The organism is Pseudoalteromonas sp. NCIMB 1079 (assembly GCF_040567695.1).
Classification (GTDB): Bacteria; Pseudomonadota; Gammaproteobacteria; order Enterobacterales; family Alteromonadaceae; genus Pseudoalteromonas; species Pseudoalteromonas distincta.
In genome coordinates, this window is record NZ_JBEWZA010000001.1 from 510,285 (window position 1) to 525,068 (window position 14,784).

The following is a 14,784-nucleotide window of genomic DNA, read 5'->3' on the forward strand; positions in this document are numbered from 1 at the left end:
TAAAGTACTTAAGAAAACTGTACTATTACAGCTGTTTTAAAATAATTATAACGAGAAACAAATGAAATTATTAACTGCAGCAACTTTAATAATTGCTTCATCGACAGCTTTTGCACGCCCTGCACCGTTAGTGTCTATTCCTACTCATGATGCCTTTTTTAATAGTATTGCAGCGCATTGCGGTAAAGCTTTTGAAGGTGAAGTTGCGGTAGATAACGCGAAAGGCCCAAGCTCATTTACAGATAAAAAACTGGTTATGCATGTACGTAAATGTAGTGAGACTGAGTTACAAGTACCGTTTCATGTAGGAGACGATGCATCACGTACGTGGATCATAACTAAAACGGGTAGCGGCTTGAGTTTAAAGCACGATCATCGTCATAAAGATGGAACAGACGACGCATCAACTATGTATGGTGGCCATACGCTTGATGCAGGGTCTGCGCAGATACAGTCGTTTCCAGCAGACCAATACTCTAAAGAGTTATTTGTAAAACAAGGTCTTGCGCAGTCTGTAGGTAATACATGGCAAATGTATATTTACCCAGAAGTATTTACTTATCGATTAATTCGCCAAGGACGTGAGTTTAAGGTGGATTTTGATTTAACTAAACCGATTACTCCACCATCAGCACCTTGGGGTTATAAAGACTAAGGTTACTTACCCTTACTTGTATTTTCTTTAGTTTCGCATTGGAGTAAAACACTTAAATCTGGTTGGTAAGCGCGTGGTTTTGTTGGAAAGCGTTCGTACTCTTGCACGCCTTCAAGTACTTTCAACATAAAGGTATTGCCACGGCATAGACGGTCAGCATGACGTAACAAAAATACACTTTGATTGGTAAAGTGTTTGTAATCGTCTGACTGGATTTCTATTTTATAGTTGTCTTCGCCAATTTGTGTTTGGTAGTAATGTACTTTGTTATCAAAGTCGTAGAGCTTCTCGGTTTCGGCTTTTTCAGCAAGTGCAGTATTTGCACTCGAAAGGGCCACCAGCGTAGCGCCTATAAATAAGCGTGGTGTGTTTATTCCTTTCATAAAATGTATCCTTTAATTTGCGAACTTTATACCCATTAATAAGAGTAATAAGGTCGATTTCTTTACGTATTAGTCTAACACCCAAAAAGGGAAAGTGTGATGTTCAAACAAATAAAACAACTTTTTGCTGTATTCGATGAACAGCAGCCAAGTATGCAAGAGCACGATTTAAAAACAGCGGTTGCTGCATTATTAATTGAAGTTATGCGCGCAGATACCAAGCTTGAACATGATGAACAACGAACCCTGACTGTAACCTTAAAAAAGTACTTTAATTTAACAGACACTGAGGTTAATGAGCTTACTAATAATGCGGCAAGTAGCTTAGATGATTCGATAGATTACTTTCAGTTTTCAAAGCAGATTAATGAGCATTGTAGCGCGGCGCAGCGAATAGAAATAATAGAGTTATTATGGCGCTTAGCGTATGCCGATGGAGAAATAGATCCCCAAGAAGACTACGTTATACGTAAAGTAGCAGGGCTTTTATATGTAACGCATACCGACTTTATCGCCGCCAAAATAGCAGCGACAAAGTAAGTAGGCGTGCGTGCAAGTTATTTTAACTTACTTGCAACGCTTACTAACTGATGAGCGAGGGCTGATACTTTTTCAGCCGTTACAGGTTCATTTATTTGCCCATTTTCATTAAACAATGTGTGCACAGCGGGTACTGCAAGTTGATCGGCAAGTACTAACGATCCAATGCCGTTTAATATATCACGCACATGATTTAAACCGCGTAAGCCGCCAAGCCCACCAGGCGATGCTGCAAACAAAGCAACCACTTTATTACGAAAAGCAGGAACAGCACCTTGTTCTGTGCGCGATGCCCAATCAATCGCATTTTTTAGTGCTGCGGTAATAGAGCCGTTGTACTCTGGGCTTGCTAGTAAAATACCTTCGGCTTTACGTAGCTTATCTTTTAAAAGCTGTACATCGCTTGGTGTACCTTGCGCTTCAATATCTTCGTTAAATAGTGGGATGTTTAATTCGTTTAGTTTTATTACTTCTACTTCAGCACCTGTTTGTAGAGCAAAGCGTGCTGCCTCATTAATAATTTTTTGATTAAAGCTTTCTTGGCGAAGGCTTCCTGCTAGGGCGATAATTTTTGGTGCTGACATGGTAGTGGCCTTTTAATGTTTTAAGTTACATGACTAATGTAGCAAAATTTCACTTGTAGAAAACCCTAATAAACGCAACACTTGTGTGCGTATATGCACATAAGTAAAAGGTAGGCAGCATGGCGATAAAATTTGAAGATTGGCAAGACGTTAAAGTTGCGTTTGAAGTGGCACGGTTAGGCACGCTAACAGCAGCGGCCGAGGAGCTTAATGTGCACCACAGCACAGTGCTTAGGCGAATTAATAATCTTGAAAAAAACTTAAATGCACGGCTTTTTCATCGCCATGCTCGTGGCTACAAGGTTACTGAAATTGGCACCAAGTTATTTGCAACAGCACAAACAATCCATAGCTCCTTAGAGCAGTTACATAACGATATAGTAGCGGCCGATAGCACCCTTAGAGGTAGTTTGTTGCTAACGACGGTAAGTGGCTTCATGGATGTCCTTGGTGATGTATGTGAGCAATTTCAGGCGCTACATCCACAAGTGCAGCTTGAGGTTATTTTAGAACAAAAAAGGCTAAGGCTCGATCACGGACAAGCACATATTGCAGTGCGTGCAGGCCCAAGACCTGATGAAGGCGATTATATTGCTCAGCATTTGGCGCAGCTTTCATCGGGTTTATACGCTAATAAACGTTACATTAATAAATACGGTATGCCTAAATTATTAATTGATTTACAACAACATAACTTTGTATCGGGCGTGGCTGGTTTTAATGCCCGCGTGCCTTATTTTGCATGGGCTGATGAGCACATTCCTGCATCGCAAATAAAGCTGCGAGTATCTGAAACTGCAGAAGCGACTCGTGCAATCATTAAAGGGCTAGGCATTGGCGGGTTACAACATGACGTAGCGGCGCAATATCCTGATTTAGTGCCTATATTGCACAGTCAGTTAAGCTGGCCTACCGATGTATGGTTAGTCACGCATCACTTAGTGCATCGTACTGCTAAAGTACAAGCTTTTGCAGGGTTGTTAAAAACACACTTTAGTAAGTTAGCTGCTAATCAATAGTTTTAGCTGTATTTTAAATGATTATAGTATTTTTTTTACTTCTATTCCTAGGCGTTTAGCCAAGCGTACTAAGTTTGCTCTATCTAATTCAAGTACTCTTGCTGCTGCCGACCAGTTGTAGTTATGCTGTTTTAATTGCTCGGTAATTATGTTGTATTGCAACGATTCTACAGCTTGTTTTAAAGGTTGGTTGATTAAGGCGTTCGCTGTACTTCGGCTCTCTGCTATAGGGGGTTGCAGCGCACTCGGTGTTAAATCACAGTGCTCGCTTGTAATGGTTATTATTGGATTTTGCCATTGGCTTTGTTTTGCTTTTAGGGCGCTGCGGCTAATGACATGTTCAAGCTCGCGAACGTTACCTGGCCAGTTGTACTGATTAAGCAATGCTTGCGCTTCGGGGCTTAGTTTTAATTGTTTTATCCCTAATTTACGGGCTGTTTGCTCAATAAAATAACCAGCTAAGAGTGTTATGTCGTGCTCGCGTTTACTAAGTGGTGGCACAGTAATAGGGTAGACACTGAGGCGATGGTATAAATCGGCTCTAAAGCGACCTTGAGCTACTTCTTCTTTTAAATTTCTGTTGGTTGCAGCAACGACGCGTACATCTACGTACTTTGGCGTGTCTTCTCCTACCGTTTGTATTTCGCCACTTTGTAGCACTCGTAATAGTTTACTTTGCATGGCCAGGGGCAGTTCGCCAATTTCATCTAAAAATAACGTGCCGCCATCAGCTAATTGAAATTTACCTTGGCGCGAATTTTGTGCGCCTGTAAAAGCCCCTTTCGCATGACCAAAAAATTCACTTTCAGCAAGGCTTTCGGGAAGCGATGCACAATTTAAGTGAATAAGCGGTTGATCTTTGCGAGCTGAATTTAAGTGAATATTACGCGCAACAAGCTCTTTCCCTACCCCTGTTTCACCTAATATAAGCACGCTAAAGTTAGATGCTGCAACGAGTTTAATTTCGTTTTTAAGTGTTTGCATTAGCGGGCTTTGACCAATAATTTCACCGCCGTCACGTGTTAATGCTTCACGATTTAGTTCTTGTACTAATGCACTTGAGTGCTGTGCATGCTGTTTGTAATGGGCAAGTTCTAAGGCCGTTTTAAAGTGCGCGCTACACAGCGTTTGTAAAGTATTGAGTGTATCAGCACTTATGCTGTTAAATGCATTGGCGTTAAGGCTATCGAACGTAAGTACGCCAAGTAGCGCGTTTTTATCATAAAGAGGTAAACCTAAGCATGCATGTACCGGTATGTCGCCGGTTTTAGCTAATAGTAATCCGTCGTATGGATCGGGTAGTGGGCAGTCGTGCGCAAATTGAAGCGCGAGTGTGCTTTTGCAAATAGCTTCTAGGCGAGGGTGTTCTACTATTTTAAATCGTCTGCCTAAACTGTCGGGCATTAATCCTTTAATTGCCAGGGGTTTTAATTGTTCGCCCTGAAGCACTAATAACGCACTTGCATCACTAGGAATAACCCGCTCAACCGTTGCTAGTAATTGATCAAAGCTATGCTCGTGTAGTGTACTTTGAGCAAGCTCTAGAGCAACTTGTGTAAGGTTGAATTGCTGGTTCACGTCAAAATGACCTATTTGTGTTTTTATGAGTTAATTTATAGTAGGTCATAAAGACTCACACTGTAAAGTGATTTAATTTAACTTGTTGAATTTAATTAATTAAACTTGTTGGCACAGTATGTGTAATAGCTAAGTAACGTAGTTAGTTACAGAGATCGCCATGAACACACTAATGCTGAATAATTTAAATAATCAAACACAGTTTAGTTCACTGCATGAGGCACTAGCGTGCGCTGAATACTTTTTTGCTCAGTATGGTGTAGGGCAGGAAATAAAATAATGCGCCCTATAAACTTAACAGAGCCAATGCCAGCACGCGTTGCTATTCATCAAGTATCTCAATGGCCGTTATGGATGCTAGCTTTTAGGCCTTTCTTTTTAGGTGGTGGCTTATTGGCATTTTTGTCAGTGGGGTATTGGCTACTTATTTTAACAGGCCATACAAGTTGGCACTTATCGATACCTGCGACATTATGGCACGCGCACGAAATGCTGTTTGGCTTTGCAGGAGTTGTAGCTGTTGGCTTTTTACTTACCGCAGCACAAACGTGGACAGGCGTGCCGAGCATAAGTGGCAAAGCCCTTATGTGGCTTACGTTTATATGGCTTGCAGCGCGCTTAGCATTTTTTGTAGCACTGCCAGATATTACTCATTTTAATTTATATGCTGCACTTACATTACAAGTTATTTGGTGGCTAGGCGCCATAACCGCGTTGGCTAATATGTTATTAAAAGCCAATAGCAAAAGTAACTATCCGTTTTTAGCTATTTTAGCTGTGCTTTGTGGGCTCAATGTATTGTATTTAATACTTGTTTTACAACAAAACATGCAGCTTGCACTTGGTGTGGTTGATACCGCAGTACTGGTAATTACTTTACTAGTTGGCATTGTTGCGGGTCGCGTTTTACCATTTTTTACCGCTAAAGGTCTAGGTTTAACCGCACAAGTTCGCACTCCTAAAATAGATAAAGCTGTTATGTATTTATCTATTTTGGCTATCACTTTATTTTTCATCAACAAGTTGTTTTTGAACACGATTAATCCTGCGTTAGTTGTTGCAACTGTTGCTGCGCTTCACCTGGTCAGGGCTGGTTTTTGGTGGGATAGGAAGGTATTGAGAGTGCCGTTGTTATGGTCTTTACATTTTTCCTACTTAGCGTTAGGCGTAGGGTTAATGATGGTTGCATTTAGCTTTTATAGCAGTGCAATACAATTTAAAGATGCGCTGCACTTAATCACTATTGGCACAATAGGTATGATGATTTTAGCAATGATGACGCGTGTATCACATGGTCATACAGGGCGGACACTCGCTATTCCTCATTACATGGCTGTTGCTTTTGCGTTTTTGTTTGTGGCCGCTATTACTCGTTCATTACTCCCTTTTATTATTGGGCCTCACCTTGCTTGGCAAATAAGTGCTTTGCTGTGGTTAGTGGCTTTTTCATTATTTTTAATTCACTGCACACCTATATTAACGCGGCGTCGTGTTGATGGGCGTCGTGGTTAGTTCATCCATAGGAAACACATATGTTATCTGATAAAACCATTGAGATTGTAAAAAACACAGTTCCGTTATTAGCGCAGGCGGGTACAGTTGTTACCGATCATTTTTATAAGCGTTTATTTAGCCATAATCCTGAGCTTAAAAATATTTTTAATATGGCGAATCAAGATACAGGTCGTCAGCAATTTGCACTTTTTAATGCATTGGCTGCGTATGCACAAAATATTGATAATTTAGCCGTATTAAAAGAAGCGCTAACACGTATTAATCATAAGCATACAAGCTTGAATATTTTACCTGAGCATTACCCTATTGTAGGTGCGCATTTAATTGGTACTTTAAAAGAGCTTATTCCTGAGCAATTTACTCCCGATGTTGAATACGCTTGGCGCGAAGCTTACGGCGTACTTGCTGATATTTGTATAACCGAAGAAGCTGCTTTGTATGAGCACAGTAAAAATAAACACGGTGGTTGGGCGGGAACTCGCCAATTTGAAATAACCAACAAACAGGCCGAATCAGAACTAGTAACGAGTTTTACACTTACGCCAGTTGATGGCGAAGCTGTTATTACACATAAACCAGGGCAGTATTTAGGTATTAAAGTTAAGCCAGAGGGCGCTGAATATGAAGAAATTCGCCAGTATTCTATTTCACAAAAAAGTAACGCTAAAAACTACCGTATTAGTGTTAAAAAAGAGCTACAGCCAAAGCCTGGCATGGTGTCTAATTATCTACACTCATTAGAGCAAGGCACTATTGTTGAGTTATACCCGCCAGCAGGAGACTTCTTTTTACGCAATAACACAAACCCAGCGGTACTCATTTCAGCAGGTGTTGGGCAAACGCCAATGCTGGCTATACTTGAAACGCTATTAAGTGACAACTCTAATCAAGAGATTATGTATTTACATGCTTGCGAAAATACTCAGCAACATTCGTTTTCAAAATATTTATATGATCTAACAGCGCAGAATAACCGCTTGAAAACAATAACGTGGTTTAACCAAGCGACAGAGGGCGCTGACTTTACTGGGTTAATGAACCTAAATGCAGTACAAGCACAGCTACCATTGAGTAATGGCGACTTTTACTTATGTGGTCCTGCCGGTTTTATGGCATTTATAAAAAACCAGTTACTTGAACTAGGTGTTAAAAACGAGCAGATTCATTATGAAGTGTTTGGTCCGCATCAAGACTTGTAGTAACGCTTTAAAATAGAAAAAGGCGTACAGCGATGTGCTGCACGCCTTTTTTATAAACTTTAAAGTGCCTTATAACTCTTTACAGGTCACACCTTCAAGTACTGTAGTAAGCTCTTTTTTAGGATAGTAAAGCTCGCATTGGTTATTACGTAGCTGCAAAATAAACTTTTCAGATTTTATATTATGCGCGCCCATAATTACTCTGCCATCAGACCCTTTACTCATTGCATGATCAATTAGCAGTTCGCTACGTTTAGTAAATACGGAATCGGAAAGTGTTACTAATGCGCCTCCCTTAGCTTGTTGAATTGCCTGTTGTAGTGTTGTAATAACGCTAGGATTAACGCTCGTTAATATAGCGGGTTTAGCGGGCTCACTATTTACACTTTGGCATCCTCCCAAAGCGAATAAGGTAGCTAATGGGAGTAATAATTTAGCCATTACCTTTCCTCACTCAGTGTTGGCCAAGTTAAGTCCATATTACGCTGGGTAAATTGTACCGGTATATTTAAAGGAATGAGAGATTCACGAGAGCTTGAAAAATTAGCTGGCTCTGCTTTTGCAGCAGCCGTTCTAATTGGGCAACTGCCATTTTCAACATGAAATAATGCGGTGGCTAAAACGGCCTCGTCACTGTCGCCTAACTGATGATCAAAGTCGTCCTCAATTTCACAACCTTGAACATCAGCATCAAATTGTGGCGTAGGGGTTGGTGTAAAACCCGCAGCGTATTCGCCAAATCCTTTGCTATTTACCCCACTAAATTGAATAGTGTAATAGGTTGTTGCGCAGTTATGAGTTGGGGTAAAGCCATAGGGCTTACCGCAGGTTGTGTCGCCAATTAAAATAACTTCTGCGTCTATACCTTTTAAACCATTAATAAAAGCTTCTGATGCCGAACAGGTGCCTGATGTGCTTAATACATAAACCTTTGATAGGTTTAAATCAGGTAGGTTTTCACCTGTGCTAAAAAAAGTAGAGTAATCTATTTCTTCATCAATAAATGGAAAAGGTGAATCAACGGGTTGTTTATCGTTTTGTTGAGTTTGATAATAAAAGCGGTTGTTAACGTTGGCATTACCGGCAACCATATAAGCCAATTGTGCCGACAGTGCTAATAAACCACCACCGTTATATCTAAAGTCGATTACAAGCTCATCAATACCATCGGTTTTAAACTTATTTACCGCATCAATAAGCCCTTCTTGGGCAATGCTTATATGGCTATTAAATTGCATGTAACCCACGCTTAAACCATTTGCGGTTGTAATCGTTTTAACATTTTGAACCGGTGTTTGTTCAATATTGCCAGCGGTTACATTAAATGTTTTTTCGGCGCCATCGTTACTGCGCACAACAATAGTATGTGAGTCGCCATTAGTTGGGCTAAATAAGCCTTCGTTAAGCGTATCTACACCCGACTGTGTATTGGTATTAATGCTAACACCGTCAACTGAAAGTACAGTATCACCACGTTGAAAGCCTATTTGGCTTGCAGGTGAATTATCTTCAAGATAAGCGACGCGTAAAATACGGTCGGCTGTATCGCCAATGAACGCCCAATTTATACCGTAACCAGAAGTAACGCCCGATTGCGCTTCTTGAAAGTAATCTTCAGTAGGTTCTGAAAAATGAAAGTTATCTTTTTTTGCCCCTGAGTCGGTAAGCTGCTCTGTTTTTAATTGGGCAAAATAATCGGCTACTGTGGCAAAGCTTTCAGGATCGTTATCGGCAATCTCATCATACCAAAGGTAGGTTTCGTCGCTCCAAGAGCGAAGCCAGAGTTTTTCGTAAAGGGCAGAACCTGCTTGATCTGGGTAAGGCTCGTTGTTATTAAAGGGATCGTTACCCGTACGCGGGGTTTCGCAAAAGTTTTTTAAATCGTTAGAGGGTTCAAATACACCCGCAGTCCATGTTGGACTGCTACTTACAGGTGTTGTAACTACAGGGGCTGAGTCGATACCGCTACCGCCGCCGCCACAACCGGTCAAAGCAAAGCCCGCAAATGCAGTGAAAATGGCAAGCGAGGTTTTATTATTTTTAAACATAGGTAAGGGCTTTTTGTAAATAAGTTGTTTAAAATATTACAACACTCGCTCGTTTATTCAACATTTATAACTTTGATTTATGTAAATGAGAGTTAAAGCTTAGAGCTTGCTCACACTACTTGTATCTGCGAATGCTTGCTTTTGCCATGCATTAAATAACTTTTGCTGTTTATCAGAGATTTTTAAACCGTATGTTTTTTGCATGTAAGCGTAGGTGTCAGCTATACGTTTTCGTGCATAAACAGGCGGTTCAACTACACGTTGCTTAAAGTTTACTTTTACTTCGCAACGGCCATATTGCGTTGCGTTTTCGCTAAGCATACCAAAACGATAATTAGAGCGATCGGCATTAATTTCGCCAATAGCTGGCGCTAAGTTATTTATATCAGCTTCCATTTTTCTAAATTTAGCACTTACTTTACGGCAGTTTTTACGCCCGCCATCTTGCCAGCATTGTAGCTGGTGACCAAATTCCCACGCCGGAACAATGTGCTCCCACTCAATGCGTAGTGCTCGCACATTTACTTTGCCTGAGCGGGTAAGGGTATTTCGAGGAATGTAACCACAGTTAGACGGATCAGGAACGAGTTTTTTGCCTTCTTTTTTAATATCACAGCCGCAGTAAATGCTCTTGGCGTTGTCAGGTAGGGTTTTAATTAAATGTCTTTTAGCCGTTGAAAAACGGGTAAATTGTTCGGCAGATACCGAAACGCACACACAACAAGCCAATAAGGCCAGAATAAATCGAGTCATATCCATCACAAATGTGAACTACAGGAATGGGCAGTTTAAAGCCTTGAAGATAAAAGATAAAGTTAACTTAAGGCCAACGCTTATATTACTAAAAAGTGCCTGATTAATTTTTTACTCAAAGTTATTTTCACTATTCATTTATTTCTCACTATTTATCGTATTTTAACCACACAAGGTTACCCGTTAAGGAGTATGCTTAAAGCTTACTCAATATGAGGATTTGGATTGCAAATGAAATTTGTTGATTATTATGCAGTGCTTGGAATATCGCCTGATGCAGATGATAAAGCGGTTAAAGTAGCTTATAAAAAGTTAGCCAGAAAATATCACCCAGATGTAAGCAAAGAGCCTCAAGCAGAAGATAAGTTTAAAGAAATAGCAGAAGCTTACGAAGTCATTCATAACAAAGAAGAACGTGTAAAATACGACGAGTTACGTCGTCACCAACAAAATCGTGCTCGTCAACAGCAAGGTAATTATGGTGGTAACAATGCCTCATCGCAAAGTAATTATCAGCAAAGCGATCCTCAAACCGATCAAGAGTTTTCTGATTTTGTTAATTCAATGTTTGGCGGCGCCGGTGGATTCAATCGTTCCGGGCAGAGCAGAAGTAACGCCGCTCGCGCGCAAAAAGGACAAGATGTGGAAATAGAGTTCCCAATTTTTCTTGAAGAGACTTTAGTTGATACCGTGAAGCCTGTTGAGTTTATGTTACCGCAGCGAGACAGCAGTGGCCGTGTCACTGAAATTAAAAAATCACTAAAAGTGAAAATTCCCGCAGGTTCAGTAAATGGCGAGCGAATTCGACTAAAAGGGCAAGGCGGATTAGGGTCAGCGAATGGGCAAAATGGCGACTTGTATTTACAAATTAGTTTAGTGCCTCACCCATTATTTGATGTTGAGGGTCATAACCTAAATATAATTGTCCCTCTTGCACCATGGGAAGCGGCTCTTGGTACAAAGCTAAATTTACCTACGTTGACAGGAAAAATCCAATTAACTATTCCTTCTAATAGTCAGTCTGGTCAACGCTTGCGTATTAAAGGTAAGGGATTAATGAGTAAAAAAGCTAAAGGTGACTTATTTGCTGTGCTTAAAATTGTTAATCCAACATCTGTTGATGATACCAGTAAAAAACTGTGGGAAGAATTAGCCAAAAAAGCTCACTTTGATCCCCGTAATAACTGGAGCAAGCCATAATGCAAATTATCGTGACACAAAAAGACGATTTACTTACTAGCAAAGAGCTATGTTTGAGCAGTGATATTAGCGAAGCAATTTTATATGAGTTAGTTGAGCATAATATTGCGGTTCCAATTGAGGGGAAGCATGTTACGCAGTGGCTATTTACGGTATCTGCAGTGACCTTAGTTAAAAAAGCGGCCCGTATCCAACATGACTTTTCGTTAGATTGGTCGGCAATAGCTTTAGTTTTACAATTGCTGGATGAGCGTGATGAGTTGATTTTCGAAAACGAAATGTTAAAGCGACATTTGAGTCGATTTAAGCACTTGGAATAAAATAAGCCCTAGGCTTATTTACTCTTTGATAAGTGGGCGCTAGCTCTCAAAAACCAATATGACTACTTTGATTTATTCTTATTTTTAATTCGGATAAATCGTTTTAGTCGTATATTTTGTATAAGTAATAATATTCCACTTAAACAAAAAAGTACGCTAGTTGCTGAAAAGCTAATAAGTAGTGGATTATTAAAATTCTCTCGCTCATCGTAATCCATAATATGTAACATCCAAAAAAAGTCGAATATTCGCCATAGCGTGCTGCGAACGGTGACAACTTTGCCGTTATTTTCTGACAAGTACAGTGTTGTGTTAAAGGTGTCGTCAAATTGGACCTGCCAAACATTGGTTTTATATCCGACTTCCCGCGTACCTAGCTTTAGTAGTACAGCGCTTGTTACTTGAGCGTCAATAAGTAAGTGTGCTTTAGCATTTGCGGTAATTTGTATTTTAGTTGGCGGTTCAAATGGTCGGCCTGTTATGCCATTGAAGCTTTGCTGCTCGTTATTACTAAAGACAGTAATAAGTGGTGTAGTTAAGAAGTTCTCAAAAATTATTTGTGTTGGATTAACCACCTGAGAGGCAATATCGTCAAGGGAGGCAACATAATCAGCCTGCGTAAATGGGTTATTAAGAGTACGTGTTGCAAGATGCTCCCCATGAACTTTATCAAGAGGGATTGCACTCATAATTAAACCACCTAGTAACCATGCTAAAATTTGTAGTGCTAATAAATAACCTAACCATTTATGTAACTTGCGAGCATGTTTAAATATTTTTTTATTCATGTTTTAGTCTTATTATTTTTAGAGGCTAGTTTATTACATTAATAGGATAAGTTACTGCGACATTTTGTCGCAGTTTAAACTATAGCTTACTGTAATCATTTAAAAATAAAAAAGATTACACTTAAATTCCTAACATGACTTATCTGTTTAATTGAGCTGAATATTTGATATCCAGCTAGCTTTAAATGCTAAAAAATACTTAAAAGCTGCGAAATATCCATATAAAGTGGTTAATAGAGCATAGTTGATTTGGTATAACGGTAAAACTGCGTTAAAGTTTGCAATGAAATTATTAGAGGATAAATACGAAACGATGTCGGAAATTCAATTTTTAAATGTAGATCTTGAGCTTGAATCAAAGCAAGATATTAGTTTGCTAGTGGCGGACTTGAAAAAAGTCGCGACGATTTTACATTATGACAAAGACGAATACCGTCAACTAGCGCGTATTGAAGCTACAGGTGAGGTGAGCACACCTGATAAAGCCATAAACCATATATGTGAGCTTATTGAATCGTGTTCGCGTAACGCGCTAAAGCAATGGTTAAGCTGTTCACGTAGAACGTTTGATATTGGTTTTGAATCAGGGACTTCTCCTAAGTGCTTTAATCAAGCCTTAGACGCAGATACATTATTGCGTATATCTGCGATTGGTGCGGGTATGGAAATTACCATTTACCCAATCGAAAAGTAACTATCTTCGCTCTACGACTGCTGCGGTCATTTTTGATACGCAGCACAGCTCATTGCGGCTATTTGTAATTTTTATTTCCCATACTGAACTACGTTTGCCAATATGAAACGCTCTTGCCGTTGCTGTTAAAGTGCCGTTGCGAGATGCTTTTAAATGACTTGCGCTAATTTCCTGCCCTACACAGTAAAATTTAGTAAAATCGACAACAAAGTTAGCGGCATAGCTGGCAACTGTTTCGGCAAGTACAACGTTAGCTCCGCCGTGAACCATCCCCATTGGGTTATGATGCTCAGGAATTGCCGGCATTGTGGCAACCAAATAATCATCGCCAATTTCTGTGACTTCTATCCCCATAGTTTTCATTAATGTTCCTTGGCCATTAATGCCTTGTTCTAACTGCTTGCACAGCTCTAAGGTGATGGGCTGGTACCAAATACTCATAATGTCTCCTTTGCATTTTTAATCATTTATAAACTTAGCTTTAGTTATATCCCTAAAATGTACACAAGTGAAATTACTTTAGCTATTTTAAGGCTTAATTTAAATTTGCGATTTTTATTTAACTGTATATACTCACAGTTAAATGTACTGTATGGAAAACCAGTTGTATGCGACCATTAACGAACCGCCAAGCTCAAATACTCGAACTAATTAAAGTTTTTATTAAAGACACTGGTATGCCTCCTACACGTGCTGAAATAGCGCAAACATTAGGTTTTAAAAGTGCCAATGCTGCTGAAGAACATTTAAAAGCACTTGCTAAAAAAGGCGCAATTAAAATGAAACCAGGTGCAAGCCGTGGTATTCAATTAATTGAAGAAGAAGAGCCAGAACAATTAGGTTTACCGCTTATAGGGCGTGTTGCTGCTGGTTCACCTATTTTGGCGCAAGAGCACGTTGAAAGTCACTGCAAAATCGATCCATTAATGTTTAAACCGGCTGCAGATTTTTTACTACGCGTTAACGGTATGAGCATGAAAGATATTGGCATTATGGATGGTGATTTACTTGCTGTACATCGTACTCAAACCGCTGAAAACGGACAAGTTGTTGTTGCCCGCCTAGACGAAGACGTAACTGTAAAACGTCTTGAGAAAGCGGGTCGTAAAGTATTACTTCATGCTGAAAACGACGATTTTGACTCTATTGAAGTAGATCTTGAGAATGAGTCTTTTAATATTGAAGGCTTAGCCGTTGGCGTTATAAGAAACGCTGATTGGATGTGACTTTAAAAATAGCTTTTAAACAAGCAGTTTTATAAATGCGTACTAACTAGTACGCATTTTTGTTTTAAAATTTGTACTAAAAATAGGGCGTAAACAGCCCACTGACTATTTAAGCTGTAAACTTTTTTGCACTTATATTTTCCCCCTCCGAATGCGTTAAACCCCTTTGTTTTGCTCATATTTTGAACTTTCTGTTGCCCAGTTGATTACCGATTTTTTATTAATTATTCAATATCACCTGATTGTTTTTTATACTAAAACTTGCTTGTTGTTCGTTTTTTA

The 14,784-nt window shown here is 39.6% G+C and carries 17 protein-coding genes; 9 read left to right on the top strand and 8 right to left on the bottom strand.

Annotation, left to right across the window (positions count from 1 at the left end; genetic code table 11):
- Positions 1 to 61: 61 nt before the first annotated feature.
- Complete coding sequence (locus ABX891_RS02325) at positions 62 to 655, top strand: hypothetical protein (RefSeq protein ID WP_309167799.1); 594 nt, start codon at positions 62 to 64, stop codon at positions 653 to 655.
- 2 nt (positions 656 to 657) lie between these two features.
- On the opposite strand, the gene ABX891_RS02330 is transcribed toward ABX891_RS02325, so the two are convergent.
- Positions 658 to 1,038, bottom strand: coding sequence for a hypothetical protein (locus ABX891_RS02330; RefSeq protein WP_002959647.1), 381 nt, complete (start codon positions 1,036 to 1,038; stop codon positions 658 to 660).
- Positions 1,039 to 1,137: 99 nt separating this feature from the next.
- On the opposite strand from ABX891_RS02330, the gene ABX891_RS02335 reads away from it, so the two are divergent.
- Positions 1,138 to 1,578, top strand: coding sequence for a tellurite resistance TerB family protein (locus ABX891_RS02335; protein ID WP_002959645.1), 441 nt, complete (start codon positions 1,138 to 1,140; stop codon positions 1,576 to 1,578).
- 17 nt (positions 1,579 to 1,595) lie between these two features.
- Here the strand turns inward: ABX891_RS02335 and ABX891_RS02340 are convergent, their stop codons facing one another.
- Complete coding sequence (locus ABX891_RS02340) at positions 1,596 to 2,162, bottom strand: NADPH-dependent FMN reductase (RefSeq protein WP_354628829.1); 567 nt, start codon at positions 2,160 to 2,162, stop codon at positions 1,596 to 1,598.
- Positions 2,163 to 2,281: 119 nt separating this feature from the next.
- On the opposite strand from ABX891_RS02340, the gene ABX891_RS02345 reads away from it, so the two are divergent.
- A complete protein-coding gene (locus ABX891_RS02345) occupies positions 2,282 to 3,181 on the top strand; it encodes a LysR family transcriptional regulator (RefSeq protein ID WP_024605005.1) in 900 nt (299 codons plus the stop codon).
- 21 nt (positions 3,182 to 3,202) lie between these two features.
- Here ABX891_RS02345 and norR read toward each other — a convergent pair whose 3' ends face one another.
- On the bottom strand, positions 3,203 to 4,759 hold the full coding sequence (gene norR / locus ABX891_RS02350) for a nitric oxide reductase transcriptional regulator NorR (RefSeq protein ID WP_354628830.1): 1,557 nt from the start codon (positions 4,757 to 4,759) through the stop codon (positions 3,203 to 3,205).
- Between the two features lie 279 nt (positions 4,760 to 5,038).
- On the opposite strand from norR, the gene ABX891_RS02355 reads away from it, so the two are divergent.
- Together ABX891_RS02355 and hmpA are read left to right on the top strand one after the other, a co-directional pair.
- Complete coding sequence (locus ABX891_RS02355; RefSeq protein WP_354628831.1) at positions 5,039 to 6,271, top strand: NnrS family protein; 1,233 nt, start codon at positions 5,039 to 5,041, stop codon at positions 6,269 to 6,271.
- Between the two features lie 20 nt (positions 6,272 to 6,291).
- Positions 6,292 to 7,473 carry an NO-inducible flavohemoprotein gene (gene hmpA, locus ABX891_RS02360; protein WP_354628832.1) on the top strand — a complete coding sequence of 394 codons (1,182 nt, stop codon included), beginning with the start codon at positions 6,292 to 6,294 and terminating at the stop codon, positions 7,471 to 7,473.
- 69 nt (positions 7,474 to 7,542) lie between these two features.
- Here the strand turns inward: hmpA and ABX891_RS02365 are convergent, their stop codons facing one another.
- The 3 genes from ABX891_RS02365 to ABX891_RS02375 all read right to left on the bottom strand — a co-directional run bounded on the left by ABX891_RS02365 (position 7,543) and on the right by ABX891_RS02375 (position 10,274).
- Positions 7,543 to 7,914: a hypothetical protein gene (locus ABX891_RS02365; RefSeq protein WP_138489796.1), complete on the bottom strand. Its 372-nt coding sequence runs from the start codon at positions 7,912 to 7,914 to the stop codon at positions 7,543 to 7,545.
- Positions 7,914 to 9,521 (bottom strand): S41 family peptidase, encoded by a 1,608-nt coding sequence (locus tag ABX891_RS02370; RefSeq protein WP_354628833.1) that lies wholly within the window; start codon positions 9,519 to 9,521, stop codon positions 7,914 to 7,916. The genes ABX891_RS02365 and ABX891_RS02370 overlap by 1 nt, the downstream gene beginning before the upstream one ends.
- 99 nt (positions 9,522 to 9,620) lie before the next feature.
- A complete protein-coding gene (locus tag ABX891_RS02375; RefSeq protein WP_309167794.1) occupies positions 9,621 to 10,274 on the bottom strand; it encodes an endonuclease in 654 nt (217 codons plus the stop codon).
- 231 nt (positions 10,275 to 10,505) lie between these two features.
- Here ABX891_RS02375 and ABX891_RS02380 point away from each other — a divergent pair, with 231 nt between their 5' ends.
- The gene (locus ABX891_RS02380) at positions 10,506 to 11,474 is read left to right on the top strand and encodes a DnaJ C-terminal domain-containing protein (RefSeq protein ID WP_309167793.1); all 969 of its coding nucleotides are present in this window, start codon (positions 10,506 to 10,508) and stop codon (positions 11,472 to 11,474) included.
- Positions 11,474 to 11,794, top strand: coding sequence for a chaperone modulator CbpM (locus ABX891_RS02385; RefSeq protein WP_165744775.1), 321 nt, complete (start codon positions 11,474 to 11,476; stop codon positions 11,792 to 11,794). The genes ABX891_RS02380 and ABX891_RS02385 overlap by 1 nt, the downstream gene beginning before the upstream one ends.
- Before the next feature lie 62 nt (positions 11,795 to 11,856).
- Here ABX891_RS02385 and ABX891_RS02390 read toward each other — a convergent pair whose 3' ends face one another.
- Complete coding sequence (locus ABX891_RS02390; RefSeq protein WP_182738407.1) at positions 11,857 to 12,582, bottom strand: hypothetical protein; 726 nt, start codon at positions 12,580 to 12,582, stop codon at positions 11,857 to 11,859.
- 313 nt (positions 12,583 to 12,895) lie between these two features.
- On the opposite strand from ABX891_RS02390, the gene ABX891_RS02395 reads away from it, so the two are divergent.
- Complete coding sequence (locus tag ABX891_RS02395; protein ID WP_024595094.1) at positions 12,896 to 13,276, top strand: hypothetical protein; 381 nt, start codon at positions 12,896 to 12,898, stop codon at positions 13,274 to 13,276.
- Here ABX891_RS02395 and ABX891_RS02400 read toward each other — a convergent pair whose 3' ends face one another.
- Positions 13,277 to 13,717: a PaaI family thioesterase gene (locus ABX891_RS02400; RefSeq protein WP_149603343.1), complete on the bottom strand. Its 441-nt coding sequence runs from the start codon at positions 13,715 to 13,717 to the stop codon at positions 13,277 to 13,279.
- Between the two features lie 167 nt (positions 13,718 to 13,884).
- Here ABX891_RS02400 and lexA point away from each other — a divergent pair, with 167 nt between their 5' ends.
- Entirely contained in the window at positions 13,885 to 14,502 is a 618-nt protein-coding gene (gene lexA, locus ABX891_RS02405; protein ID WP_024595093.1) for a transcriptional repressor LexA, read from the top strand.
- The last annotated feature ends 282 nt before the right edge of the window (positions 14,503 to 14,784 follow it).